We start from the raw sequence: 24,637 nt of genomic DNA, 5'->3' as shown, positions 1-24,637 counted from the left end.
CTGAATAACAACTATTAATCTAATTCTGTTTTGGTCTTAGAAAAAGTGTCTGATCCATAACTTTATATAAATCCATAGTTGGGTACTCACTTTGTATTAATTGATAAATTTCCTGAATAATATTTTCTAATTCTATCACAGCTTTTTTAGGGTGTTCTAATAGGATAGAATTCAAACGACTCGATATATTCTTGGGAACAATCGTCATTTTTTCTAAAGAATGATTTTGCCATTTATAAGCTGGATGATGAACATATAATCGATTTAAACCAAACAATATTCCCATAATATTGGAATGTGCTGAAACAATTACCATGTATAGCATTAGCCAATCCTCTCTAGCAAGCAAAGCCTCACGATTACTCCACCTGTTACCCAGGTAGATGTTATTTCTTATCATAGCCTTACTCAACTCTTTAGGATAAACCTTTACTTTTTCCTTGAGTTGACTAATCATTTCTTCGCCACCAAGCGATATTCCATCATTAACTGAAGCTACAAGACATTGTTTATCTAAGTCAGTTTCATACTTTACAATTACATCATTAATGATCTTATAGATAGTTTGGGTTAAAAAGTTACTAATTTCCAATTTTACTTCTTGTGTTATATACGTTTCTGACCATTCTTCTTCCTCATAAGGATGAAAATCAATAATTTTACCATTAACTGTATGAATAGAAAGTTTTCTGTCCTGTTCAGTGGGACTCTCTCTCCAAAAAACAAATAATTCAATATCAGAGTAATCATCATTCCAATTACGTGCAACAGAACCGCCAAGCAGAACAGCTTCAACCTTTGGATTTTGCATATAGACTTTAGAAATTTCAGACGCTAACGACTTTAAATTCATATAGCTTCCCCTAACTCATTTTGATCCTGATCCTTTAGTAAAAAAGACCGCCATTGTTATATTAAAGTACCCGTTTCTTTAAGAACTTTGGTTGTTATTAAATTTAACTATATCACTAACTTTATATTCCTTTTCAAAGGTCTCTCCTTCTTCAATGTCTAAATAAAGTTCTAAAGTGATAGAGTTAAAAGCCTTCCTGATTTCTTCCTCATTCAAGCCTTTGGAGTAAAAAACAAATTCACTCTCATATCTTGCAAAATTTTCACCATCGGAATTCTCTTTATAACCATCTCCAAACCAAAACCTATCTTTATCATCTATCGAGTTTACAGCTTCTTTCCAACTTTTCCGTTTAGGAAATTCAACTTTTCGTGTATTGTTTGCAGCGTGTTCAACCTCAAAGTTGAAAGTAAATTTGAGAAAGTCATCTTTTTTAGGATTATTTAATCCAGTAGTTCCAACATTATCGAATTCCTCTTTACTCGATTGTGAAACCACTGCTTCGGTGGTAGTTTTTGGTTCCTGGGTATGACTACAGGCAGCAGCGAACAGAATTAAGACTAATAACCAAAATAAAAACTATAATTTTTTCATAACAACCCACTCCTTATTCAACTATCCTGTTTTATTAGCACAAGAATTGACTGTTCTTATTGAACAATCGCACCCCGTTTGTTTAAGTACAATCAATCACGTACTAATTGTGTTCGTTAGTTTGATATTTAATATACCTTAGTATTCGTTCCAATCTCTTTTTAACAAAGAAAAGGAATAATGGTCATAATATTTACCCCTAAATAAATGCTTATCTCTATATACTCCTTCATTAACAAATCCAAGCTTTTCTAATAACTTGATAGAGTTGACATTATCTAAAGCAACATAAGCGTTAATTCTATTCAATTTCATATGATTAAATCCACTTTCAATTGCACTAATTAATGCCTCCTTCATATATCCTTGTCCCCAATATTCGTGCCATAAATCATAGCCTATTTCTGCAATATTGTTCATTCTGTCCCAATTATCATATCCACAGGTTCCAATTTGTTCTTGGTTAGCACCTTTTTTGACTAATACCCAACGATTATATCCCTTTTTTTCTGGGTCTTTATTCCATTCAACAAACTCTATTGCATCATTTCTACTTATAAATAATTCTTCATCAGATAAAAATTCACATACTCTTTCATCACTAAAAAGCCTATAAATAAAATCAACATCCTCATTATTTACATTTCGCAATAATAACCTATCTGTTTCTAAATTCGGAAAATTTTATGTTCAATCATTTTGACAACTCCTAAACATTTATTAAATTACCCTGCCAGTTACTAACAAAATCGTCGCCATATATTGTAGCAACACACCATATAGTTTAAGTACACTTATTTACAAACTATGGTTGTATAGTTCTATATCTTGAATTGATCTTTGTACCGACTGTTGCCAAAAATCTGGTTGTGAAAGGTCTATATTGAAATGTTTCTTAAATAGTTGTTCTAATGGCAGAATTCCAGTTTCACTCAGGAATCCTTGAAACTTTTGTTTGAATTGTTTATCCTCTTTAGCTAGTTCTAAAAGTCCAATACTTAATAAGAACCCAAAAGTATATGGATAATTATAAAAAGGAACATTAGCTTGATAAAACTGTCCATATTTAATCCATACAAAAGACTCATATTCACTTAAACTATCTCCATATGCTTTTTCCTGACATGTTAACGAAAGTTCTTCTAACTGTTTGGCATTCAATTGTCCTTTTTTTCTACGCTCATAAAACTCATTCTCAAATAAGAAGGCTCCTCTTATAGACATCAAATAATTTAGACTACGCTCAATCTTTGACCCAAGAATTGCTCTTTTAACTGAAACTTCTTTGGTGTTTTGGATAATATAGTCAATAAATGCTGTTTCAAAAAAGACTGAAGAAGTTTCTGCCATTGTCATTTCAAATGTATCATCTGAAAAGTGTATTGAAGGGGTATCTTTCATTTGTTTAAAATGCCAAGCATGACCAAGTTCGTGTGCAAGTCTTCTAGCACTATCTATGCTATTATCAAAACTTAATGAAATTCGTGATTCACCTTCTGGAATAAATGGAGCACAAAATCCACCAGGTGGTTTTGTTCCTCGTTGCTCCGCATCGACCCACCTTTGCGTAATTGTACTTCTTACAAACTCACACATATTGCTGTCAATATTCAAAAGAGACCTTGTTATTTCCTCAACAGCTTGTGAGAAAGTAATCTGAATCGACTCATTTTGAGATGAAGTCATCAATTCATACCAAGAGGGTTTTTCAGTTCCTATTTCTTCTTTTATTTTGAAATAACTTGAAAGCTCTTGTATATTGGATTCTACTGCATTCCACATAGCATTAAGTATTGGTCTAGATATGCCATTTAATTTTAAGGATTCGTCAAGGTAGTCTACTTTTTTTATCTTATTTTCATTTAGTCTTAGTCCTACCATTTGATTATATATAGAAGCAAAGATATTCGCTTGTGTTTCAAGGGTTTTGTTTAGTTCATTGAATACCTGAATTCTTTTAGATTGTTCTGGATGTGCCAATGCTAAATTAATTGCTTCAGCAAAAGATATTTCATTCCCTCCGCTGACTGGATCTATTTTTATATTATTACGAACTTGTATATAAAGGTCTTCAAGACCAGCTAATGTTTCTCTGGCAAAATTTGAAACAACCTTTTCTTCTCTTGTTGTCGTTTCTGCATCCTTAAGTAAATCCACTATAAGACTTTTTTGATAAATATTATTTGACCAATTTGCTAGTTGATTTTCACTCATATTACTTAGGTCTTCTTGCAAATTTGATAATATAAAGCTAACTTGTGATTTTAATACTGATATGAATCCGTTTAATGATGTTAGGCGAGGAGAGTTAATGTTTTCTGTGGTTAAGCAGTAATAAAAGGATTCTGCTGATTCAATATTTTTTATTATTTGCGAAATCGAGGTCAATTCACCGTCATTCAAGGTATTGGTTTTTAAATACTCCTCGATTTCTGTCAACTTTTCTTGAATGCTACTCAAATAATCTTCAAACTTTTCCAAGTCAGGCCCACATAGGAGATTACTTAAATCCCAACGAACTAATGTGTTGAATGTTTCCATACATTTTTCCCCTTATTGATTTTGTAGTTTTGCATGTTACACTAATATTAACATAAAATTCCAACAACTATTTGTTAAAGGGTTAATTTTCTTTTGTTAAACAATCCTGCCAGTTAAAGAACAAGTAAAAAAAACAGGGGGTATTGGTTTTTCAAGATAATATTAAATATTATTAACAAAACGGGGGAATGGAAAATGGATACGACACCAAAACATATAATTGCAGTTTCTGCTAATGTTACTAACAAAAATGGAGAAACTCTATTAGTCAAGACACACTGGCGGTCTGATACTTGGGAAGCTCCAGGAGGACAGGTGGAAGAAGGAGAACCTCTTGATAAAGCTGTATGTAGAGAAATATTAGAGGAAACAGGAATAGTTATCTCACCTATTGGTATAACAGGATTGTATTACAATGCCACAAAACATCTATTATCCGTGGTGTTTAAGGCGAACTATGTTAGTGGAGACATAAAAATTCAACCAGAAGAAATTAAAGAGGCTAAATTCGTTAAACTTACTGAGGGAAATATAGATAATTACATAACTCGCCCACATATGAAGTCTCGCACAATTGATTGTATGGAAGCTAAAAATTTCACCCCTTATGAAACTTGGGAGGTAAATCCTTATAACTTAATAGGTAGATTATTTTAATCCAACTATCGGGTCCCGCTCGACAATTTCTGTTATAAGCGCTTTGCAGCTTGAGAATACAGGAAGTTTACTGAATAAGCTTTAACTTTAACGTAGCAGGATTGTTTAAAAAGAGATGGGGGAGAAATTTTGAGGGGTGCAAAGAAAAAAACACTAATAGATTGGATTGCTTTCTTAGTTGTAGTCTTAATTATAGCTGGTGGTTCATTATATTATGTCTATTTCTTTATACCTAAAAATTCAATTGAATTATATCAGGAATTGCATTTTGCGGACGGTTTTAATTATGGAAATATACTGTGCTTAGGAGAGGGAAAATGGAAATAAGACAATTAAATCGAACTGATGCTGAAGATTATCTTTCTATAAGGCTTGAAGCACTCCAAAGTAGCCCATACGCTTTTGCATCAAGCTATGAAGAGGAAAAAAATCAAACAGCAGAAAAGTACAAAAATAGATTTACTACACCGGCAAACACATTTACTTTTGGTGCTTTCGAAGAATCTCAACTTGTAGGGGTTGTTACATTAATAACTGAGCAATTAATAAAGTTGAACCATAGAGCAAATATTGTGGCAATGTATATTAAACCAGAGAAGCGTGGAATTGGTTTAGGAAAGGATTTAATCTTAAAAGTACTTGAAAAAGCTTATAGATTAGAAGGTATTGAGCAAATCTATTTAAGTGTTGTAACAACTAATATCCCAGCTAAAAAGTTATATGCCTCTTGTGGGTTTGAGATAATTGGAAAAGAGAAACGTGCATTGAAAATAGATAATACATATTATGATGAGGAGCATATGGTTTTATTTCTTTAAACATTTTGTTCTTAAACAATCTGGTGCAATTTTTAAATAAGAAGGATCGCTTATTGTGCTAAAGAAACAGGTTAGCGGAACAAATAAAAACTAATAAAATTCTTTTACAGTGATAATACGTGCATTAAATAAGTTAGAGGAGATAAATTTATTTGATTGAAACTGAGAGATGTTATATAAATGTCCAATAAAAAAGGAGGAATTATAAAATGCATAAATTATTACCCATTAAAAACCAAATGAATGGTGTGTTTGTTCATGTAACTAATTTGAAAGAGTCAGCAAAATGGTACTCTGATTTAGTAGGGCTTGATATTGATTTAGATCAAGTAGTTTCACCTGTCTATAACATACCCTTAGTTGGGACTACATCCCTTACTTTAGATGATCACACCTTTGATCCTGAATTTACACATAACGTAAGTACCAACCCAATTTTTAATTTATATGCTCCAAAAATTGGAGAAGCATACAAGTATATAAAGGACAAAGGTATTGAAATTGTGAGAGAAATAGAGCGGGTAGGCGATACAGCCTGGTTTAACATAAAAGCCCCGGATGGTAATGTGGTTATGATCTGTAATTGTTAAATAAGTTGATAGTTGCCTGTAAGATTAAGTCTTATTACATTTTTTTCTTTATTCAGTCTTTAACTACGCAGTTTTAGTATAAGGATGGATTAATAAAATATAAATTATTGGAGAGAGAAGATTTATTCTTTCCCAATTAAGTATAAGTTTGATTAATATCGTTTTTTGGGAGGGAAATAATGATCTACAATAAAACAGAAACAATCATAGAAACGAATAGATTACTTCTACGTCTATTTAAAGAATCTGATGCACCTGAGATTGCAAAACTTTGTAATAACTACAACATCTATAAAAATACTTTATATCTACCGTATCCGTATTCTACAGAGGATGCTTTATTATGGATTAAAAATCACCTTGCTAATTTTAAGGAGGATAAGTCGTATGAATTTGCTATTACCGATAAGATTACGGGAGAATTATACGGAGCAATAGCATTAACTAACAATCAAAAGTTTAAAAACGGGGAAATTGCTTATTGGATGGGAGAAGAATATTGGGGAAATGGCTATGCCACAGAGGCTGCAAAAGCTGTAGTCGACTTTGCTTTTATTGAAAAGCAATATCATAAAGTATTTGCTCGATACTTTGCTTCAAATTTAGCATCTGGTAGAATTTTAGAAAAAATAGGAATGAGAAAAGAAGGTGTTTTAAGAAATCATGTTTTGAAGGAAAATAAATATATAGATCTTGTATATTATGGAATTCTCAAAAGTGAAGCTAATTTATTGAACTAACGGTGCGATTGTTAAATAAGGATGGTCGCTTATTGTGCTAACGCAGCAGGATACTCGAATGAGCTAACTATTGAGGAGGGCGATGTGAAATCTTCGCATAGTAAAGTATTCCCGATTTTTTACTCTAAAAATATTGAGAATACTTATGAGATATTAAAAGAAAGTAGTGTAACTCTTAGTAGAATACAGATAACGGAGTGAATAAGTTTTTTGTTTTTATGAATTAGATGGTAATAAGTTACAAGTTTGTGAAGGAATGTACCTAAATGCTTTAACTACTATTATTATAATCAAATTATAGGAGTGTTTCCTTTGGTTCTTTGAGTATAACTGGCAGGTAAGAGATGAATGGTTTGACTGGTGTAACCTACTAACACCTGATGAGTTGTTAAAAGACCGCAGAGGGGGAGTAGGAAATATTTTATATACCCTTTTTCACATTATTGACGCGGAATATAGTTGGATTCGTGGTATTCAAGGGAAAGAAGATATAGCATTTCCGTTTGCTGATTATAATACGCTTGAAAAGGTTAAATCGCTATCAGACACATTCAGAAATGAAATTGTTGTTGATTTAAAAACTATTTTAGAGGAATCAAGAGATGAACTCGTAAATGTTGCCTGGGATGAAGATAAATATACGAAGGATGAAATAATTCACCATATAATTGCTCACGAAATTCATCATATTGGTCAACTTTCTGTTTGGGCAAGAGAATTAGATCTAAGACCTGTCTCTGCTAATTTTATCGGTAGAAAATTATAATCTGTCTAATCTTATTAAACAAACTTGTGCTTTAACACAACAATGAGAACGTCGTTATGGCGGTCTTTTCTAAAGGGCAGGATTTTATATTAAATATGTGGAATATTTAACTAAGCTCATTTAAAGGGGGGGTTTTTATGCAAAATCCTATTTTAAAACAAATTGGAACAGTATTTATCCCAGTAAGCAACATAGAGAAAGCAAGAGATTGGTACTGCGATATTTTAGGGTTAAAAACAGATGGGGAAATTCAGTGTGGTCATCTTTACGTTATACCTATGGAAGGTACAGGGATTGTGTTAGATAGCAAGATTTATTCAGAGGATAGAATATTTAAAACTCCAGCATTCCACTTCAATACAAAAAACATTGAAGAAGCATTTCATTTTATGAGGATTAAAGGTGTTAATTTGATTACAGAAATTGAACATAATCATTATTTTAATTTCAAAGACCCTGATGGAAATATTTTAATGATTTGCAAATGTTAATATTAAGCTAACTGGTGTCCTTTCCAACGGGTAGCGATTGATGATCGCTTATAGTGCTAAAGAAGCATTAGTTGAATAAGAAAGTAAAGAGAAGGGGTGTCGTGGCTAAATGAAGTCGAGAAAACTGCTAATTGTATCAGGAATACTTAGTCTTATTCTTTTAGTTTCAGTCTTCGGAAGTCTTAAACAATCCTCAATATATAACTTTCCAATACCAATCATTGCTCAAATTAATGGAAAACATTCAGAAAGTTACATTTCATATGACTTTAATGGAATAAATAGTCTTTATATTCAACACGTAAAATTATTTGGTTGGAAAGAGATAGAAGTATTAGGTTCTAAAAAGATTTTTGAAAAGGATGGGAAAAAAATCGCAATAACAACGTACAAGGATGGTTTTGACTTAGCCATTGAATGATTTTTTGTAATTAAACAAACTAGCGATTGTTATATAAGGATGGTCGTTTATTGTGCAACTTATCAAAAAGTGGAGGGGGTTTTAAGATGAATAAAAAATTATGGCGGGTGGGTACTACATATATTCCAGTAACTAATGTGGAACTTTCATCTGAATGGTATGAAAATAAATTAAGTGCTGAATTAAGTTATAAAGATGAAGACAAAGCGATTTTAAATCTTGCCAGTCAAAGTATTTTCCTTGTGAAAACAAATGAAAACCAAAGTTCCAATTTCATTGATATTTATGGTGAAGAACGTTTTTCTATCACTTTTGAAGTTGATGGTTTAGATGCTTTAGAAGTAATACACAGAGACTTTATTGAGAATGACATTAGAGTTGGAGCTATTGAAGACAGAGGACATTCTGGAAGAAATTTTGTTTTTTATGATTTAGATGGTAATAAATTTGATGTGTGGAGTGAACTTAGTCCAATTTTTAAAGAAAAATATTCTATCTCATAAAACTCAATGTTAAATAAGGATGGTCGCTTATCGTGCTAACGAAGCAGATTTGTGGAATAAGAAAAGGTTGTTGGAGGCAGAAAACTTATTAATATATATAATCCTAAAAATTCATATATGCTGGACACAAGAATAGCATCCATTGTTTAGAAAATACGCATTTTCCACGAATTATTGAGATTATGGAGTTGCTGAACAATCCAAATGCAGTACAAGAAGACTATCCAAATGAACTGAAGTACTTGTTCACCTAAAGGGGCAGGATTATTATAAAAGAATAGGGTGTGTTTCTGATAGTATTAAAAGTAAATAGAAATTATATTTGGGTAATTCCCGTCATATTATTAGAGTTAAAATTACAGAGAAAAGTAATCCGTTTTCCTATTTAGGATTAAGTCATAACTACTTATTGCAGTATCGCACCAGTTAATAAAATAACTAAAAGTTGACCTATAAGGACTTTTCTTTTAGGAATTCAATTGACATATCTTTAGTTAATGTAAGGGATAAATTTTTAAAGTGGCTTATTTTATCCGTATCCGTAATTACAAAATCAACATCACTAATTATTGCAGAATACTCGCTGAAATCTTTATCACTTTCTTTAACTGTAAATTTTATTTCTAAATTTTCATTGTCATTTTCAAAATGAAGCACTGGCGTATAAGCAACATTAAAAGTTTGCCCAGATAGTTCGTCGATATTATTACAAGCAGAAGCCAAAAGTACAAATAAAAGTAATAGAAAAATAAACCGCTTTTTCATAATGGTAACCCCTTTCCCAATATACAGAATATTTTTGTTGTATTATATACGAAAGAGCACAGTATAAAGTTCCAATGACATAATGTTAAAAGATTTTTTTTTGATACAAAATATTGTTTTCAGTACACCTTATTTTCCAACGATTGCTAGTTTTAAAATCTGCCATAACTCTCTGTTTTCTTATTAAAAAATTTGCACGTTAAATGAATCTCTTCACAAATTAAGTAATTTTACTGGGGTCAATGACCCAAACTTCTCAGAATCTGCTCCCTATAATTTTTCCCTGTAATAAGCCAGAAGGTCGGGATATTCACTCACTTCTTGTTTGCCTTTTTCACTCAGAACATAGACGCCTCTTCTAACTCTATCAAACCATCCATAGTAGTTTTTCGTTAAAATCGATGACGTTTTTTTGCCAGTCCCCATCTCGAGTAATGCTTTAGGTGATCGCTCTCCCTGTTCAAGGTAACAAGCGATTTGAATACAGTTCTCTCTGTATGCAGTCATGATTTGTGTTCTGTTTGTTCCACCAATATTGAAATCAGCGCTTCGACCATCGACTTCGTTTAGGATTCCCTGTCGTTTGCGCTTATTTGGCCTTGTATTCTTCCGAGGGTTATAAGGAGTTGGGTGAAAGATAATTTCTGATTTCTTATGATTTCCTGTAAATGAAACAAGAATTAACCCTAATTCTAATTTTTTTACTAATTGGCATACATCCTTCCAGCGCTTTGATCTTGGTTTGTGCATTGGTTTTTTGGGTACGGCAATGTAAACAAGCTCTGATATCTGCAGTCTCTTTGTTGCTTGTATGAGTAAGTCTACACTCAAGTTACGTTTTAATTCAATGATGATTAACTCATCACCTTTAACCACTGCCATATCACAATCTTTTACTTCACCATAGACTTCATAACCTTCTTGAATAAAATGGGTCTGAATTGGTTCATATAAGTCAGCCTCTTTAAGCTTTGTTGTTTTTTTCATATGATAACACCATCCTACCCTGGCACCTTGGACAATTCAGGGTCTAAGGTGCCAGGCACTTGGCTTATAGTAACTGCTTTTCCTTCTAGATCGAGGCATCATAAATGGATTCTACAGCTTCTTTTAAGGCAGCATTAAATTCTTGATCTGTTTGATTGACGTTCAAATCTTGACTTAAAGCCCTTGAGAAGCTGGCGATAAGACCTTCATTTGCTTTTAGCTTTTCATTTGCTACGTCTGTCGAGTAACCACCAGAAAGCGCTACGACCCGCACTACTTTTGGGTGGTCAATGAACTCTTTGTACAAGTTTGTCTGTGTTGGAATCGTTAATTTTAACATCACAGGCTCATCCTCACTCAAATGATCGAGTTGGTACAGGATTTCTGCTTTAAGAAGTTCTTCGCATTTTTCCTTTTCCGTACTGTTAATATCTACTTCAGGTTCAATAATTGGAACCAAACCAGCAGCACTAATCTGTTTGCCGACTTTAAACTGCTGATCAACAACAGCCTTAATACCTTCTGGATTGGCCTCTTTAATAACGGAGCGCATTTTCGTACCAAAAATGTGGTGCTCCGTCGCACGTTTAAGTGTTTCGTCAAGGTCTGTGATCGGCTTCATCAGTTGTACGCCATCCGATTCCGCGTCAAGGCCTTTATCGACTTTTAAAAAAGGAACAATGCCCTTCTTTTCAGCTAAATAATCGCCAGTGTACATACCTTCGATTTTGCTGTCCATTGTCTGTTCAAACAGGATAGCACCTAGAATAAAGTCCGAATCAAAAGCAGGTGATGTAATGATTCGTGTCCTCATTTCGTGTACCAGATCAAACATTTCCTTCTTGTTGGCAAACGCATCTTCTGAAACACCGTAAGCGGCGAGTGCTTTTGGAGTACTGCCACCACTTTGATCCAGTGCTGCAATAAATCCTTTTCCGTTTTTGATTTTTTCTAATTGATTATGTTGCATTATTTTCGCTCCTCTACATAGTAGTATCAGCTTCATTAAGTCTAGATGATAGCAAAACTAATCTGAGTAGAAGCAACCTGTCTAATTTAATTGTAGCATTAATGCAAGGTAGGTTGTAGTCAGGAGCATGAAAGTAAGCTCTTGTTTGCATGCTGGGTGATATACATTCGGTTCAGTTTAAGGGGACAACAACATCAAATACTAATCTTTATCAGTTCCAATTTATATAAATTGGACTGAATTTGAGTACGGAAATCAGAGACTATGAGTGGAGAAGAGGGAAAAGGTATATGTATCTGGGGATACCATGAATGTTTCAAGATTATTTAATTGATGTCACGATTACAACTCGTAGGGAGTGACGAAAGTGAAAAAGAATATGAAAGGGGACAATTTAAAGTGAAATTAAATCAAGTTATTAAATAGAAACCTAGGATTCTACGATACAAACAAATTGAAGAAAAATAATGGGTATTGGAAAAGTGATCGATGTGATCCACTGGAATGCCCACTAATAGTTAGATGAAAATTTACCAATATGGCTCTTCTTCATTAGATAATTGTAAAATAAATGGATATAAACCAAATAAAATTAAGGCAAAAATGATGCCAATACTTAACGCGCCTACTGAAAAATCCAATAAAGCATTAATAGGTAACAGCAGTAATGGAATAAGCATAAAAAATACTCCACCTCTTATTCTTGACGATGCAGACTCATATTGCTTTTTATCACAATGCGGACATCTCAATCTGAATATTGTTTTAATCGTTTGTTTCCAAGTCCATTTTTTGCCGCAATTTTGACAAGTTGGCATTTAAACATCCCCTTTCTTTAAAGCTATCCTGCTTTATAATCTATATTTATTTTATCATAAAATTTTCCTTTTTTGGAAAACTGTTCGCTTATATTTCATAATCTAATACAAAATAGTCAGCAGTGTATGAATGAATACGCTATTCTAAAAAAGAATTATCCATAAGATACAACAATGACAGGGAAGCGCGTATACTAAAGCCAAAACAGAATTGTCTTTAGAGGCAGGTTCCTTTAATTAGAAACTTGTTTGTCCGCACTAACTTGGTGATATAATTAGGAAAATACAGGAATAAGAGAAGAGGGAAGGGATTGACATGGTGATGTTAAGAGCTGGTTATGGTCTAGATCCTCAAGGATTTATTGTAAGTGATGTTAGTATAGATAAAATTGATAATGTCTATCTGCCGTGCATTCGAGAGTCTGTCGAGAGTCTTAGGAATTTGTTTCCTCAACACGTACACAGTGTTTATGTGTACGGTAGCGTAGCCAGAGGTGAAGCGGTTGCTTTTAAATCGGATTTAGATCTGATCGCTATGTTTGATGGCAAACTGAGCTCCGTTAAGTTGGCTGAATTAAAGAAACTAGCTGGAGAACTGTCCGGGAAGTATCGTTCACTACTTCGTGATGTTGGTATAGCTGTTGCATATTATGACTATACGGTTGACCCCTCAAATTATTACGAAAATGCATTTCTTAAGGAACTCTGTGTTTGTGTGTACGGAGAGGATTTAGGAGAGCGATTTGGTCCGTATAAACTCACATCTGAGATAGCCATTCGCTTCAATGGTGATATTGGTGAGGCTCTTGCTCGGACGTTAAATCGGTTAGAAACAGCGTCTAATGAAGATTTTAAAACATTTTCACAAGGCTTCGCTCGTAAACTCATTCGAACATACTATTCAATGGTGATGGTGCGTTCTCAGATTTGGTCGACACGACTTCACGAGCAAGCTGAAGTTTTTATCCACCACTTTCCAGATAAAGAATCTATTATTCGTACATTAATAAATTGGATAGATGAACCCCCGATGGAGCGTGAGACTGTATATGAGTTGTTTAAGAGCGAGGGTGAATGGGCTAGTGCGAACTTTGCACATGAAGTCAATATTTCTTCTTAAACGAATTGGTGCTTTTTTTAACAAGAAAGGGGTTCCCATCGATGGTATCTTCTGAACTAGAAGAACGCCATCCGATAACAAAATGTCAAACCTGCGCCGTATAGGCAGGAACTTACAAGAAGAGGCTCGAAGTAGTTTAGACAAAAAGTCATCCACAAACACATCCTTGCACTAAGAATGATAAGCTTGGGACTTCGCCGGTAAGTCTCGGAAACGTCTTGAACACGAAGCGATTAAAAAAACATTAGGAGTAAAAACAATAAGGAGGAAACTAATATGACACAGAGAAATGAAATCAGTAATGAAAAAGAGTTGTCACCAGAACAACGGGAAGAATTACTTAGTGTATTGAAAGTCCGCTTCGAGAAAAACATGCACCGCCATAAGGGTCTTGAATGGGATAAGGTCCATGCAAAGCTGGATGCTAATCCTGAAAAGCTATGGTCTCTCAATGAAATGGAAAGAACTGACGGTGAACCGGATGTTGTTGAACATGATAAAAAGAAGGACGAATATATCTTTTATGATTGTTCAGTGGAAAGTCCTAAGGGTCGCCGAAGTGTTTGTTACGACCGCGCGGGGCTGGAGTCTAGGAAAAAACATAAACCAGAAAATAACGCTATGGATATGGCAGCTGCCATGGGTATTGAACTTTTAACGGAAGAACAATATAAAGCGTTACAGGAACTTGAAAATTTCGATATGAAAACGTCGAGTTGGGTACAAACCCCCTCTGATATTAGAGAACTCGGTGGTGCCCTTTTTTGCGATCGTCGCTTTGGACACGTCTTTCTGTATCACAACGGTGCGTCCTCTTACTATGGTGTCAGAGGGTTCCGTGGCTCGCTAAGAGTCTGAAATTTGCACAGATAGCTAAATGGTAAGGGCTAAAAAAAAAGAGTTTAGGCTAATTGTTGCTTGTACAGTAGCTTTAAAAAGCAATTAATAGAATATCCCGTAGATGGTGCGGTTTGGACAATGAAAATAAAAGTGGATGAAATCACAAAAGGTGTTTTGAATGATAGCAAAAATGACACTACATTATCATGCAATGGAAAGTAGCGAGGGAGGAAAAAATAGTATGAAAATTATAGTTACTAGTTTATTCGTACAAGATCAAGAGAAGGCACTGGAGTTCTATTCAGAAACGCTGGGCTTTGAAAAAAGGCATGACGTTCCAGCTGGAGAATTTAGGTGGATAACGCTTGTTTCTCCAGATGATAAAGAAGGTACCGAGCTTTTGCTTGAACCGAATGACCATCCAGCTGCCAAAGAGTATCAAAAAAAGATCTTCGCCGATGGGATACCAGCAACAATGTTTGGCGTTGCAGATGTTCGTAAAGAATACGAGCGATTACTGGAAAAAGGTGTTAATTTTACTATGGAACCTACAGAAATGGGTGAAGTCACAATCGCTGTCTTCGACGATACATGTGGCAACCTTATTCAGATAGCACAAAAGTAACTTTATGGAGAAATAGAATTACTTCAAATTGCAAAATTAACGTGCCACACATAAGGGATTGGTTAAAATGGGTAGACAATCGATACAGAGTATCCTAGCAATTAAATCTCCAGTTGGAAAGATGCTAAAAATAATTTCTTTTTTTTTTATAAGGTGGTTTAGAAAATGGATAGTCAGATGAAAAAAGAATTCGAAAAATCCAAATCAAAAGATAAAGAAGAACGATATGAAGCGTATCAGACCATTTTAAAAGTAACTGAGCAAAAAGTAGATTGGGCATACGAAGTTTGGGATCAACTGCTGGAGGATTTATCCCATAAAGATAACCATCAACGCTCTCGAGCTGCACAATATTTAGCCAATTTAGCTAAAAGTGATCCGGAAAACAAAATGCTACAGGATTTCCCCAAATTATGGGAAGTAACAAAAGATGAAAAGTTTGTTACTGCAAGACACAGTCTGCAATCGATATGGAAAGTAGGACTTGCTGGGACCGCACAAAAAGAGATGGTTTTGGAATATATGGTTCACCGTTTTACGTATTGTACAGATGAAAAAAATTATACTCTCATCCGTTCCGATATACTACAGAACATGAGAAATTTGTACAATCATTTAGATGACGAAAATATCAAAAATAAAGCTATAGAGTTAATTGAAATTGTAGACGATCATAAGTACAAGAAAAAGTATATTAATATATGGAAATAGCTTAAATATTTCTTCCTTAAGAGAGTGAATTATTAAAGAAAAAAGCTGAAGATAGGCTAGTCTTCAGCTTTTTTCTAGATAGAAACTTTAGATAAGATATGTACTCCTTCTTCAACTATATGGTACAAATGTTCAATCAGAGCAGTCGCCACGTGTGCTAAAGAAGCAGTTTAGTGAAAGAAGGAAAATTATACTAAATAGTAGAATATACATTGTGGAGATATATTGAAAGGGGATAAAGATTCTAATGTGGATGAACTTGTAATGATTAGAAAATGGATAGATTAATTTTCACTCTCGTTTATGAGGGTTATTTGACTATCTAAATCATACTAGGACTGCATTGTTTGGCTTCAAAACCCTTTTTAAAAGGATCGATGTCTTTTGTGCATCTGCCTTATTAGTGGGACAATTATATCCCCTGTTGACCTAATTTATGCGTCCTTCATTTGGAGGAATATTATAATGAACCAATTAAAAGATAAAATTGCAATTATTACGGGTGTAAGTCGTCTGAAAGGAATTGGGGCAGCTATTTGTAAGGAGTTAGCTGAAACGGGTTATCACATCTTTTTTACTTACTGGACGGAATATGATAAAAAAATGCCTTGGAGTATCGAATTAAATGAGCCATTAAAATTAAAAGAAGAATTAATAAAAAATGGTGTGAAAGTTTCATGTATGGAGTTGAATTTAACTCAACATGATGCACCAGAACAACTTATGAAAACAGTGATTGAACAACTTGGCTTTCCTGACATCCTGGTTAATAACGCAGTATACTCAACTAACAACGATTTTACTAATTTGACTGCGGATGTATTAGATAAACATTACATGGTAAATGTTCGTGCAACGACACTTTTGAGTGGGAAATTTGCTCAAAGGTTTGATAAGAAATCTGGTGGAAGAATAGTTAATATTACTTCAGGTCAGTTTCAAGGACCAATGCCTGGTGAATTAGCATATGCAACAACTAAGGGAGCTGTTGATGCTCTAACTATTACATTGTCGGCTGAACTAGCCCCGTTAGGTATAACAGTTAATGCAATCAATCCAGGTCCAACAGATACTGGCTGGATGACAGAGGAAATAAAAACTCAATTAAAACCGATGTTTCCTTTCGGCAGAATAGGTGAACCGAAAGATGTTGCAAAAACCATTAAATTTTTAGTGAGTGATGAGGCAGATTGGATTACAGGTCAGATTATTCATTCAGAAGGTGGATTTAAAAGATAGACTATAAAAAAGGCTCTTATCCTGGGGTCTTTTCGTTTTTAATTATCAGCATAGATATTAGTTTGTAAACTATTGTACTTAAACTGGTGTTATTGTTCGCTTCTTGTACTAAAGAAGCAGTAGTTGAATAAGAAAGTAAAGAGAAGGAGGTGGCTAAATGAAGTCGAAAAAACTGCTAACTGTATCAGGAATACTTAGTGTTATTCTTTTAGTTACAGTCTTCGGAAGTCTTAAACAATCCTCAATAATAAATTTCCAACACCAATCATTGCCCAAATTAATGGAAAACATTCAGAAAGTGACATTTCATATGACTTTAATGGAATATGGTCGCACATTGTGCTATCGCAACAGTTTTGTTCAATAAAGCGCTTGTGAATTTTGGCTGAATATATTCAACTATTAAATATGGAGGTGATAAAAAGTGAAATTGAAGTCAATTTTTCTTTTAATTCTAAGTATTTCTCTGCCACTGAGCGCCTGTGGTTATTCTAATACGATGGAGTCTACTGCTGGTACGGTTCAACATTCTGTATTAAGGGGTGTTGTTACGGATGTAAATCATACTGATAGGGAGATAACTGTTGAGGGTGAATCTAAGCAAGTGAATTTGCGTATTACCGAAAATAGCGAAATGCTCAATCAATTAGAGGAAGTCATTCATTTCGAAGATTTGGTAAAGGGGTTAGAAGTATCGGTTTCCTGGATAACTAAAGAAGATGAGGGGCAAAATCAAGTGAAACTGGATAAGTTAGAACTTTTAGATAATTAATGTCTATGTTTCAATCTGTGAATAAACGCACTTAAAGTAACGGGTGCAATCTTTGCATTTGTATTTAACAAAAGGATTTTTTAGTAATAAAATTAATAATATAAAAGATATAGAAAGTGGGTACATATTGAAATGATAAATAATAAAACTATAGAAATAAGGAATTTTTCAACTGGACTACCCAAGAAAATGAAGTACGGGAATGGTAAAGAAATAAATACAGGAATTCGTAAACAAACAACTGAAGAAGCTCTCTTAAAAAAAGAAGGGTTTCGGGGAGACGGAGTTGGGGATTTAAAGAACCACGGAGGCTTAGATCGTGCAGTATGTGTATACCCGTATGAACATTATTTGCTTTGGGAAAAAGAATTTGGAAATCCTTTGCCACCTTCAACATTCGGTGAAAACTTAACTGTAACGAATATGCTGGAAAAGGATGTTTGTGTTGGGGATATTTTTCGTCTTGGAGAAGCAATAATACAGGTAACTCAAGGTAGAATCCCGTGTAGTACAATTACGAAGAGAACTAATAATCCTGCTCTTCTAAAAAAGATGGTACAGACGGGTTTTACAGGTTATCTGTGTCGTGTTTTAGAAGAAGGCGTTGTTCAAAAAGATTCAAAAATTACATTATTGGAATCACATCCTAAAAAAGTGTCCATTCTTTTTGGAAATGAGATTTACTTTCATAAGCATAAGGATATTGAAGGGATAAAAAGAATGTTGTCTGTTGAAGAATTGGCTGACGAGTGGAAAGAGCCACTGGTAAGTCGGTTAAATAAACTTACTGCCATTCATTAAATTAGTGCGTGATTTCCTTAAAATTATTATTTAGGTATTGAACCATATAATTATACAAATCATCCTTCAACTATATGGTGCGATTGTTAAATAGGAACAGTAGCTTCTTTCGCACTTATGAAAAGAAAAATGCAATAAATAAAAAAGAAAGGTAGTAAAAGATGTTTCAAAACTCCATAATGGAAAATAGCCTTAAAAATCTTATTAGGAACAAATATTTACGTGAAGATTTAACAAAAGGACCAAATACCGCAAAAATAAAAAACGGTAAAAGGTTGATATCTGCATTCGTTGCCAATCGAAACAATAAAGACGAAGATGATTTTTATATTCAGGTAGCTAAAGAATGGGTGAGGGGTTATGAGAAAAAATTTCATAGTGCATCTTTGATATTTATTATCTTTTTTCTTCTTTGGTGGGCGAGTGATATATTCTTGAATCAGTATATAAGCAACATTACGGGATTGAGCGATAAGAGCTAGTTATTAATCAACTAGAACAAATATCATATACAGATGAGCAACAGATTTCTTCATTAATGAAGGAAAATCTAAAAAAGTAATCGTCTAATGTTATTGCACTAACGGCTGCAATGATAGTTGAATATCACTAAATTAGTAATGAAGGAGAACGTATGAATATTAGATTATTAAAACCATCAGATGCAAAACAATATTGGGAATTAAGATTAGAGGCTTTAGAACAAAACCCTGAGGCGTTCGCTACAAGTTATGAAGAAGCAATACAAAGAGAAAATCCACTAGAGGGTGTAACTAAGTGATTAAATGGAATGGTCTAAATAGAGATGAAGTTTCTTCAAATCTTCTGGTGATAAAAGTTAAAAAACCATAAATTGGGAATCGGAAAATGGTTGTTATACAAATTTGACTGATTTTCAATAAGTTCAGTCTTCCGCAAACGGGCCAGATTGTGGAGTAACACGTATACTGCGCAGTAGATAACTTCTATTTCAGATGACTTTGTTAAAGAATGTACTTAAGCTACGAACGGCACATTAGTTGAACAAATAACTATTGAAAAGGATAATAAACCTATGGATAAGAGAGGGGTTATAGACAAGGTGATTTCTTTAAGAAATGTTCAATCTACAGATTTAGAACAGATGTTAATTATTGAGAATGAAGGGTTTTCAATAGAAGAAGCTGCCACAAGAGAAGCAATGGTGGGGAGGATTCAGTTGATACCTGATACGTTTATTGTGGCAGAAAAGGAAGGAGAAATACTTGGTTATATTAATGGACCTATCATTAATCAACCTTACATAACCGACGATCTTTTTGAGGTAATCAAAAAGAATCCGAAAAGAGGAGGATATCAAAGTATTTTAGGGTTAGCAGTGTCCAAACAGGCTAGAAATCAAGGAATTGCAAAGATTTTAATTGAGAAAATGGAAGAACTTGTAGAAGAAAATGAAAGAGAAGGAATTACTCTAACATGTAAACAGGAATTAGTTTCTTTTTATGAAAAAATTAAATTTGTTAGCCATGGCATGTCTGAATCAAAACATGGTGGAGTAAGCTGGTATAACTTGGTCAAATTAAAAGAGGGTATGAATTGATTTTTTACCCTTTTTGAATTTATTAAAAATATTATGCTCGAATTAAAGAATCCATGTTGATGAATTTTTATCAAGATGGATTCTTTATTTGCAGTAAAACAAGAGTTTACAATGTTTCTAATCAAATTCGATATCAAATTACAATTTGATATTTGTTATATAAAAGTATTTTGAAAATTCACTTGCAATTTGTCTTTTAAAATTGTATATTAGTGATATATAATCGATTTGGATTTACAAATCGATTTACAAATACAAATGACCGAGGGTGATTTAATGGAAAAGAAAGAAAGAAATGAAACGATGGAAATTAATTGGAAACAGCAAAAAGTGATTTCTAATCCCTTGCGATCTCGAATGATAGCATTGCTTTATGAACAGCCCATGACACCAAAACAAACTGCTGATACGTTGGGAAAAAATCCTGGAACTGTGTACTACCATATCCAACAGCTTGTAAAGCACGGTATTCTTGAAGTAGAAAGTGTAAGTACAGAAAAGGGGATCGTTGAAAAATACTATAGAGCTAAAGCTATATCATTTAGAAATCCAGAACAAGAAACTCCATTAGGACAGGTTGATCGTAGAGAAGGAAATATTTATCTGTCCAAAAAGCTGGTAAAACAGTTAGGTGAAGATGTGCAGGATCTTTTACTTAAATACGGACATTTATCTTATAAAGAGAAAGATGTTGAAGAACAAGCTCCTTATACCGTTGAGTATCTTATAAAAGAATTCAAAGAGGAGGAAGATGAATGAAGAAAATAAAGCCATTTATGGTTGAAAGAAATTTTTTAATATTAATGACAGGTGTTTTTATTAATGGATTAGGAAGTGGTATTTACTCAGTTGCGGGGATGTTGCTTGTTTTTAATTTGAGTGGAAGTGTTCTCTATTCAGGATTTGCATTTTTTGCGATAACTTCAGCAGGTGCATTGTCTTTTTTAATTGCTCCATTAGCTAACTATGCTAGATATAAAAATGGTTTGGTATATAGCAACCTTATAAAGGCGATTATTTTATTCACGATACCATTGGTACACTACACGATTGGATTAAATGTATGGTATGTAATTATTTTGCTGTTTATCACCGCCTTATTTACACAATATACGTATCCAATTGAATCAACCATACTGCCAATAATTGTAGGTAAAGATAATGTGGTTGAAGCGAATTCATATTTACAAACGATTCGTGAAGCAATGGATATTGCTTTTATTGCAGGGGCAGGTATTATCATAACATTTATTGGTACGATTCCGGCTATTTCAATTACTGCTGTATGTCTAGTATTAGTAACCATCTCGTATGCATTTTTCAATTTCCAACAACCGGATATTTCTAGAGAAAAATCTCATTCTATTGGATCTGCCGTCAATTTTTATTTTATAGATCTTAGAGCGGGTTTTAACTATATTAGAAATTCATTAGTTCCTAAAATGATTTTCTCTATCGTCTTTATTAACATTGCAATGGTTATCATGACAACAAATTTACCTGCATTTTCCCTTATAAAAGGTAATGGTATAGAAGCTACGTATGGATTTTATCTTGCTTCAATCTCGCTAGGAATAATGATTGGAACTATTATTTCTCCAAAGCTTAGACAAATCAATTTTGGAAAATTAATTATCATTACATTTATTGGTACAGGTATCATGTGGATAGGCGCCTCAACTTTACCATTAATAGCATCCATGATCTTATTCTGTATAGGTGCAATTTCTATTGGGGTACTAAACATCCTTGTCTTTTCATCTATACAGAAACAGGTAGAGACAGCGTATATAGGAAGAGTAATTACTGTGATAACTAGTGCAGCAGCTCTAGGAATGCCCCTAGGGTCTTTACTCGGTGGTGTTTTAGGTGAAACATTATCACCAGAAATACCTGTTATGATCTGTGGTATTTCGATGATTATCTTCAGTGTTTTTTGGTTATGTAGTTCTGTTTTACGTAAACTTCCTGGTATCGATAGAGTAAATCTGTTCAAGAATAGTGAGATGGCTTAGTTGAAACTAAGTATAGAAAGTGATATAAAAAATTGTTCATTATTGGAGTCGTCAATACTAAAACTGAGGGTGCAATGTTTAATAAGCTAAATATCAAAAGAGGGATGATTTATGGGGGGGTCTTAACAGATTAGAATCAGTAAAAGCCGCACAGAAATTCATCAAAAATTATTTTCCATATTGCGATGGGGCTTTATTAGCGGGAAGTGTTGTTCGTGGTAAAGCAACAAAAACATCAGACCTTGATATGGTGGTATTTGATAAAACATATAGTTCCTCTTATAGGGAGTCAGTAATTAAGTATGATTGGCCGATAGAAGTATTTGCACATAACTTGAATTCTTATTATAAACGTGCTAGACCGTCACTACCTCGAATGATATCAGAAGGTATAATTCTCAAAGATAATGGGGTAATTGACTCTATAAAATGTGAAGCAAAAGAATTATTATCTAAAGGTCCAGAGAAGTGGTCAATTGAGATAATAAATACCAAGCGATACTTTATTACGGATACCCTTGATGATTTTATAGGATGTAATAATAGGGCAGAAGGAATTTTCATTGCTAATACACTTGCTGAACTAGTCAGTGAATTTGTATTAAGAACGAATAATAGGTGGATTGGTGCTTCTAAATGGATAATACGTTCATTAAGGGATTATGATACAAACTTTGCCGAACAATTTGTTGAAGTCTTTGATATATTTTATAAAAGTGATGCCAAAAATGAAGTTATCAAATTAGTTGATGAAATTCTGCATCCATAAGGAGGGCGATTATTTGATGGTTTTTCTTTAGGTAAGAAATAACATAACTTCTATTCAACTAAAAGTGGTGCTCTTGTAAAACAAGGGTTTTGTTAAAGAAGAGATTTTATAAGGGGTGAGGAAGTGAAGTTCAAGGAAATTGAAATAAAGGAACATCGAGATAAAGTAGTTGAATTTCGGAAAGACTCTTTTAAAGTTAGTTTTGGAGATACTTCGGGATTTGATGAAGAGGAATATCTACATTGGTTAGATGAAAAAATAAAAGATCTTTCAAAAGGCTTTGTTTTAGTTGAAGAAGACGGTAAATATATAGGACAACTGGAATTAACCATTCGTGAATTCGAAGGTAAAGAAATTGGGTATATAAATCTGTATTACTTAGTACCTGAAATGCGTGGAAAGGGTAAAGGAAAAGAATTACACAACTATGCGAAGCAATTCTTTGATAACAATAAAGTTAGTGAGTATCACCTAAGAGTTGCCCCATCAAATACAGCTGCGATTAAGTTTTATCATAAAAATGGAATGGAAGAAGTTGGTCCAGAAGTTGAAGGGAAAGTAATTAGGATGAAGGGTTATTTATAAAATATCTTATTGTGCTAACTGGTGCAAAAGTTAAACAGGAGTAGTCACTTCGATGTTAGTAAAAGAAAACTCAAATAATAGTAAAATTTCATTTTGAAATTTCGTATGTTTACTATTTGTGAGGAGGAAATAAAGTGAAACTAAGATTATTTATAATATGTACAATCTTACTGACAGCTTGTACTGGACAAAACTTTGAAAAAGAGGATATTGTAGCAGTCTTAGATGGAAATGAGATTATACTTGAGGAAATACTTTGGCAATATTCCTTAGGTGAAAAACCAGAAGATAGGATTATAGACTACTTGAAACAAGAGGTTGTTATTCGGGAAGCAAAATATAGAGGCGTAACAGTTACTGAAGAAGAAATCGAAGAAAGAAAGCAATTGCAGATTCCTAATTCTAATGCAAATGAAAGATTCGAAGTCATTGAAGAAAAAGAGTTTTATGAAGGACAAGCGTCAATATTAGAAGTGTCACCAGAAGAATACTATGAAGTTTGGGGGCAAGAAATAGATGAACATATAAATGAATTGTTCGATGAATACAAGGAAGAGGAAAAATTAATTATGAAATACTCAAGCTAAAATGAATAAGTTTGTGAATTGATACACTTGCGGATAGGTCATTAAGGATATTTCAATGTCAACACTACAGTTTGCGGTAGCCGTGTGTTTTAAAACTAGAGCAATAAAAACATACAAAATTAACATTTCTTACTCATCTTTGTGAATGCGAAAATGAAAACCTACAAAGGCCAATGATCATTAACCTTTGTAGACTTCCCCTATTTTAATATAACCCTATTGAATTGTAATCTATAATTATGCTTTAATAGGTAACTCTAGTAAACGTTGAGCAGAAGCTTTCACTTCTTCCATTCCTTCTGCAATAATTTCTTGCGCTTTATCAGGCATAGCAGCGTGACCTTCTATAATCACTTCATCAATGATTTGCATACCGAATATACCACTGAATACGTTGCGCATGTAGTTAACAGCCATTTCCATCGGAGCTGCCTCTGGTATGGAGTAAACCCCGCCACGTTATTTAACTACCGGGTACCA

31 protein-coding genes and 3 pseudogenes are annotated in these 24,637 nt (G+C 33.6%); 25 read left to right on the top strand and 9 right to left on the bottom strand.

Annotated elements, in window-relative coordinates:
• Positions 1–19 precede the first annotated feature (19 nt).
• From QGM71_RS20005 to QGM71_RS19990, 4 genes are all read right to left on the bottom strand, one after another.
• The gene (locus QGM71_RS20005) at positions 20–853 is read right to left on the bottom strand and encodes a DUF4037 domain-containing protein (RefSeq protein ID WP_327609326.1); all 834 of its coding nucleotides are present in this window, start codon (positions 851–853) and stop codon (positions 20–22) included.
• Positions 854–931: 78 nt separating this feature from the next.
• A complete protein-coding gene (locus QGM71_RS20000) occupies positions 932–1,351 on the bottom strand; it encodes a fructose-bisphosphate aldolase (protein ID WP_327609325.1) in 420 nt (139 codons plus the stop codon).
• 234 nt (positions 1,352–1,585) lie between these two features.
• Positions 1,586–2,098 carry a GNAT family N-acetyltransferase gene (locus tag QGM71_RS19995; RefSeq protein ID WP_327609324.1) on the bottom strand — a complete coding sequence of 171 codons (513 nt, stop codon included), beginning with the start codon at positions 2,096–2,098 and terminating at the stop codon, positions 1,586–1,588.
• A gap of 147 nt (positions 2,099–2,245) precedes the next feature.
• Complete coding sequence (locus QGM71_RS19990) at positions 2,246–3,988, bottom strand: M3 family metallopeptidase (RefSeq protein WP_327609323.1); 1,743 nt, start codon at positions 3,986–3,988, stop codon at positions 2,246–2,248.
• A 195-nt stretch (positions 3,989–4,183) separates the two neighbouring features.
• Here QGM71_RS19990 and QGM71_RS19985 point away from each other — a divergent pair, with 195 nt between their 5' ends.
• The 9 genes and pseudogenes from QGM71_RS19985 (at position 4,184) to QGM71_RS19945 (ending at position 8,974) form a co-directional block, all read left to right on the top strand.
• Entirely contained in the window at positions 4,184–4,645 is a 462-nt protein-coding gene (locus QGM71_RS19985) for an NUDIX hydrolase (RefSeq protein WP_327609322.1), read from the top strand.
• A 129-nt stretch (positions 4,646–4,774) separates the two neighbouring features.
• Entirely contained in the window at positions 4,775–4,972 is a 198-nt protein-coding gene (locus tag QGM71_RS19980; protein ID WP_327609321.1) for a hypothetical protein, read from the top strand.
• Entirely contained in the window at positions 4,963–5,463 is a 501-nt protein-coding gene (locus QGM71_RS19975) for a GNAT family N-acetyltransferase (protein ID WP_327609320.1), read from the top strand. The genes QGM71_RS19980 and QGM71_RS19975 overlap by 10 nt, the downstream gene beginning before the upstream one ends.
• A 209-nt stretch (positions 5,464–5,672) precedes the next feature.
• Entirely contained in the window at positions 5,673–6,053 is a 381-nt protein-coding gene (locus QGM71_RS19970) for a VOC family protein (protein ID WP_327609319.1), read from the top strand.
• Between the two features lie 179 nt (positions 6,054–6,232).
• The gene (locus tag QGM71_RS19965) at positions 6,233–6,793 is read left to right on the top strand and encodes a GNAT family N-acetyltransferase (RefSeq protein WP_327609318.1); all 561 of its coding nucleotides are present in this window, start codon (positions 6,233–6,235) and stop codon (positions 6,791–6,793) included.
• Positions 6,794–7,109: 316 nt separating this feature from the next.
• Positions 7,110–7,559, top strand: a pseudogene (locus QGM71_RS19960) (DinB family protein); the annotation flags it as partial.
• 137 nt (positions 7,560–7,696) lie between these two features.
• A complete protein-coding gene (locus QGM71_RS19955) occupies positions 7,697–8,050 on the top strand; it encodes a VOC family protein (RefSeq protein ID WP_327609317.1) in 354 nt (117 codons plus the stop codon).
• Positions 8,051–8,159: 109 nt separating this feature from the next.
• Positions 8,160–8,471, top strand: a complete 312-nt coding sequence (locus tag QGM71_RS19950) for a hypothetical protein (protein ID WP_327609316.1) — start codon at positions 8,160–8,162, stop codon at positions 8,469–8,471.
• 86 nt (positions 8,472–8,557) lie between these two features.
• Complete coding sequence (locus QGM71_RS19945) at positions 8,558–8,974, top strand: VOC family protein (RefSeq protein ID WP_327609315.1); 417 nt, start codon at positions 8,558–8,560, stop codon at positions 8,972–8,974.
• Between the two features lie 450 nt (positions 8,975–9,424).
• Here the strand turns inward: QGM71_RS19945 and QGM71_RS19940 are convergent, their stop codons facing one another.
• From QGM71_RS19940 to QGM71_RS19925, 4 genes are all read right to left on the bottom strand, one after another.
• Entirely contained in the window at positions 9,425–9,739 is a 315-nt protein-coding gene (locus tag QGM71_RS19940; RefSeq protein ID WP_327609314.1) for a hypothetical protein, read from the bottom strand.
• A gap of 270 nt (positions 9,740–10,009) precedes the next feature.
• Positions 10,010–10,726: a DUF2161 domain-containing phosphodiesterase gene (locus QGM71_RS19935; protein WP_327609313.1), complete on the bottom strand. Its 717-nt coding sequence runs from the start codon at positions 10,724–10,726 to the stop codon at positions 10,010–10,012.
• Positions 10,727–10,811: 85 nt separating this feature from the next.
• On the bottom strand, positions 10,812–11,696 hold the full coding sequence (locus QGM71_RS19930; protein WP_327609312.1) for a fructose bisphosphate aldolase: 885 nt from the start codon (positions 11,694–11,696) through the stop codon (positions 10,812–10,814).
• 530 nt (positions 11,697–12,226) lie between these two features.
• On the bottom strand, positions 12,227–12,514 hold the full coding sequence (locus tag QGM71_RS19925) for a TIGR04104 family putative zinc finger protein (protein WP_327609311.1): 288 nt from the start codon (positions 12,512–12,514) through the stop codon (positions 12,227–12,229).
• A 316-nt stretch (positions 12,515–12,830) separates the two neighbouring features.
• Here QGM71_RS19925 and QGM71_RS19920 point away from each other — a divergent pair, with 316 nt between their 5' ends.
• From QGM71_RS19920 to QGM71_RS19845, 16 genes and pseudogenes are all read left to right on the top strand, one after another.
• Positions 12,831–13,634, top strand: coding sequence for a nucleotidyltransferase family protein (locus QGM71_RS19920; RefSeq protein ID WP_327609310.1), 804 nt, complete (start codon positions 12,831–12,833; stop codon positions 13,632–13,634).
• A gap of 276 nt (positions 13,635–13,910) precedes the next feature.
• The gene (locus QGM71_RS19915) at positions 13,911–14,492 is read left to right on the top strand and encodes a DUF4256 domain-containing protein (protein WP_327609309.1); all 582 of its coding nucleotides are present in this window, start codon (positions 13,911–13,913) and stop codon (positions 14,490–14,492) included.
• A 223-nt stretch (positions 14,493–14,715) separates the two neighbouring features.
• On the top strand, positions 14,716–15,099 hold the full coding sequence (locus QGM71_RS19910; RefSeq protein ID WP_327609308.1) for a VOC family protein: 384 nt from the start codon (positions 14,716–14,718) through the stop codon (positions 15,097–15,099).
• 165 nt (positions 15,100–15,264) lie between these two features.
• Entirely contained in the window at positions 15,265–15,810 is a 546-nt protein-coding gene (locus QGM71_RS19905) for a hypothetical protein (RefSeq protein ID WP_327609307.1), read from the top strand.
• A gap of 462 nt (positions 15,811–16,272) precedes the next feature.
• Complete coding sequence (locus tag QGM71_RS19900; protein ID WP_407703061.1) at positions 16,273–17,049, top strand: SDR family oxidoreductase; 777 nt, start codon at positions 16,273–16,275, stop codon at positions 17,047–17,049.
• Positions 17,050–17,206: 157 nt separating this feature from the next.
• Positions 17,207–17,416, top strand: coding sequence for a hypothetical protein (locus QGM71_RS19895; RefSeq protein WP_327609305.1), 210 nt, complete (start codon positions 17,207–17,209; stop codon positions 17,414–17,416).
• A 57-nt stretch (positions 17,417–17,473) separates the two neighbouring features.
• Entirely contained in the window at positions 17,474–17,821 is a 348-nt protein-coding gene (locus tag QGM71_RS19890) for a hypothetical protein (RefSeq protein ID WP_327609304.1), read from the top strand.
• Between the two features lie 132 nt (positions 17,822–17,953).
• On the top strand, positions 17,954–18,622 hold the full coding sequence (locus QGM71_RS19885; protein WP_327609303.1) for an MOSC domain-containing protein: 669 nt from the start codon (positions 17,954–17,956) through the stop codon (positions 18,620–18,622).
• Positions 18,623–18,783: 161 nt separating this feature from the next.
• Entirely contained in the window at positions 18,784–19,104 is a 321-nt protein-coding gene (locus QGM71_RS19880) for a hypothetical protein (protein ID WP_327609302.1), read from the top strand.
• 152 nt (positions 19,105–19,256) lie between these two features.
• Positions 19,257–19,394, top strand: a pseudogene (locus tag QGM71_RS19875) (GNAT family N-acetyltransferase); the annotation flags it as partial.
• Positions 19,395–19,703: 309 nt separating this feature from the next.
• Complete coding sequence (locus QGM71_RS19870) at positions 19,704–20,201, top strand: GNAT family N-acetyltransferase (protein WP_327609340.1); 498 nt, start codon at positions 19,704–19,706, stop codon at positions 20,199–20,201.
• Between the two features lie 276 nt (positions 20,202–20,477).
• Positions 20,478–20,960: an ArsR/SmtB family transcription factor gene (locus QGM71_RS19865; RefSeq protein WP_327609301.1), complete on the top strand. Its 483-nt coding sequence runs from the start codon at positions 20,478–20,480 to the stop codon at positions 20,958–20,960.
• Complete coding sequence (locus tag QGM71_RS19860; RefSeq protein ID WP_327609300.1) at positions 20,957–22,216, top strand: MFS transporter; 1,260 nt, start codon at positions 20,957–20,959, stop codon at positions 22,214–22,216. Before QGM71_RS19865 ends, QGM71_RS19860 begins: the two co-directional genes overlap by 4 nt.
• A gap of 247 nt (positions 22,217–22,463) precedes the next feature.
• Positions 22,464–22,985, top strand: coding sequence for a nucleotidyltransferase domain-containing protein (locus QGM71_RS19855; RefSeq protein WP_327609299.1), 522 nt, complete (start codon positions 22,464–22,466; stop codon positions 22,983–22,985).
• Between the two features lie 123 nt (positions 22,986–23,108).
• Positions 23,109–23,570: a GNAT family N-acetyltransferase gene (locus tag QGM71_RS19850; protein ID WP_327609298.1), complete on the top strand. Its 462-nt coding sequence runs from the start codon at positions 23,109–23,111 to the stop codon at positions 23,568–23,570.
• 134 nt (positions 23,571–23,704) lie between these two features.
• Complete coding sequence (locus QGM71_RS19845; protein WP_327609297.1) at positions 23,705–24,157, top strand: hypothetical protein; 453 nt, start codon at positions 23,705–23,707, stop codon at positions 24,155–24,157.
• Between the two features lie 237 nt (positions 24,158–24,394).
• Here QGM71_RS19845 and QGM71_RS19840 read toward each other — a convergent pair.
• Positions 24,395–24,616, bottom strand: a pseudogene (locus tag QGM71_RS19840) (FMN-dependent NADH-azoreductase); the annotation flags it as partial.
• Positions 24,617–24,637 lie beyond the last annotated feature (21 nt).

It is taken from the genome of Virgibacillus tibetensis (assembly GCF_036026595.1).
In the GTDB taxonomy this organism is placed as follows: domain Bacteria; phylum Bacillota; class Bacilli; order Bacillales; family Amphibacillaceae; genus Virgibacillus_P; species Virgibacillus_P tibetensis.
Note: the sequence above shows the minus strand (reverse complement) of the source record. Positions and strands in the feature narration are given on the sequence as shown.

Bases quoted from the DNA above. Each gene is read 5' to 3' on its own strand.
- QGM71_RS20005 (WP_327609326.1), bottom strand. From the start codon at position 853: ATGAATTTAAAGTCGTTAGCGTCTGAAATTTCTAAAGTCTATATGCAA.
- QGM71_RS19990 (WP_327609323.1), bottom strand. From the start codon at position 3,988: ATGGAAACATTCAACACATTAGTTCGTTGGGATTTAAGTAATCTCCTA.
- QGM71_RS19985 (WP_327609322.1), top strand. From the start codon at position 4,184: ATGGATACGACACCAAAACATATAATTGCAGTTTCTGCTAATGTTACT.
- QGM71_RS19975 (WP_327609320.1), top strand. From the start codon at position 4,963: ATGGAAATAAGACAATTAAATCGAACTGATGCTGAAGATTATCTTTCT.
- QGM71_RS19970 (WP_327609319.1), top strand. From the start codon at position 5,673: ATGCATAAATTATTACCCATTAAAAACCAAATGAATGGTGTGTTTGTT.
- QGM71_RS19965 (WP_327609318.1), top strand. From the start codon at position 6,233: ATGATCTACAATAAAACAGAAACAATCATAGAAACGAATAGATTACTT.
- QGM71_RS19955 (WP_327609317.1), top strand. From the start codon at position 7,697: ATGCAAAATCCTATTTTAAAACAAATTGGAACAGTATTTATCCCAGTA.
- QGM71_RS19950 (WP_327609316.1), top strand. From the start codon at position 8,160: ATGAAGTCGAGAAAACTGCTAATTGTATCAGGAATACTTAGTCTTATT.
- QGM71_RS19945 (WP_327609315.1), top strand. From the start codon at position 8,558: ATGAATAAAAAATTATGGCGGGTGGGTACTACATATATTCCAGTAACT.
- QGM71_RS19940 (WP_327609314.1), bottom strand. From the start codon at position 9,739: ATGAAAAAGCGGTTTATTTTTCTATTACTTTTATTTGTACTTTTGGCT.
- QGM71_RS19935 (WP_327609313.1), bottom strand. From the start codon at position 10,726: ATGAAAAAAACAACAAAGCTTAAAGAGGCTGACTTATATGAACCAATT.
- QGM71_RS19930 (WP_327609312.1), bottom strand. From the start codon at position 11,696: ATGCAACATAATCAATTAGAAAAAATCAAAAACGGAAAAGGATTTATT.
- QGM71_RS19925 (WP_327609311.1), bottom strand. From the start codon at position 12,514: ATGCCAACTTGTCAAAATTGCGGCAAAAAATGGACTTGGAAACAAACG.
- QGM71_RS19920 (WP_327609310.1), top strand. From the start codon at position 12,831: ATGGTGATGTTAAGAGCTGGTTATGGTCTAGATCCTCAAGGATTTATT.
- QGM71_RS19915 (WP_327609309.1), top strand. From the start codon at position 13,911: ATGACACAGAGAAATGAAATCAGTAATGAAAAAGAGTTGTCACCAGAA.
- QGM71_RS19910 (WP_327609308.1), top strand. From the start codon at position 14,716: ATGAAAATTATAGTTACTAGTTTATTCGTACAAGATCAAGAGAAGGCA.
- QGM71_RS19905 (WP_327609307.1), top strand. From the start codon at position 15,265: ATGGATAGTCAGATGAAAAAAGAATTCGAAAAATCCAAATCAAAAGAT.
- QGM71_RS19895 (WP_327609305.1), top strand. From the start codon at position 17,207: ATGAAGTCGAAAAAACTGCTAACTGTATCAGGAATACTTAGTGTTATT.
- QGM71_RS19885 (WP_327609303.1), top strand. From the start codon at position 17,954: ATGATAAATAATAAAACTATAGAAATAAGGAATTTTTCAACTGGACTA.
- QGM71_RS19880 (WP_327609302.1), top strand. From the start codon at position 18,784: ATGTTTCAAAACTCCATAATGGAAAATAGCCTTAAAAATCTTATTAGG.
- QGM71_RS19865 (WP_327609301.1), top strand. From the start codon at position 20,478: ATGGAAAAGAAAGAAAGAAATGAAACGATGGAAATTAATTGGAAACAG.
- QGM71_RS19860 (WP_327609300.1), top strand. From the start codon at position 20,957: ATGAAGAAAATAAAGCCATTTATGGTTGAAAGAAATTTTTTAATATTA.
- QGM71_RS19855 (WP_327609299.1), top strand. From the start codon at position 22,464: ATGGTGGTATTTGATAAAACATATAGTTCCTCTTATAGGGAGTCAGTA.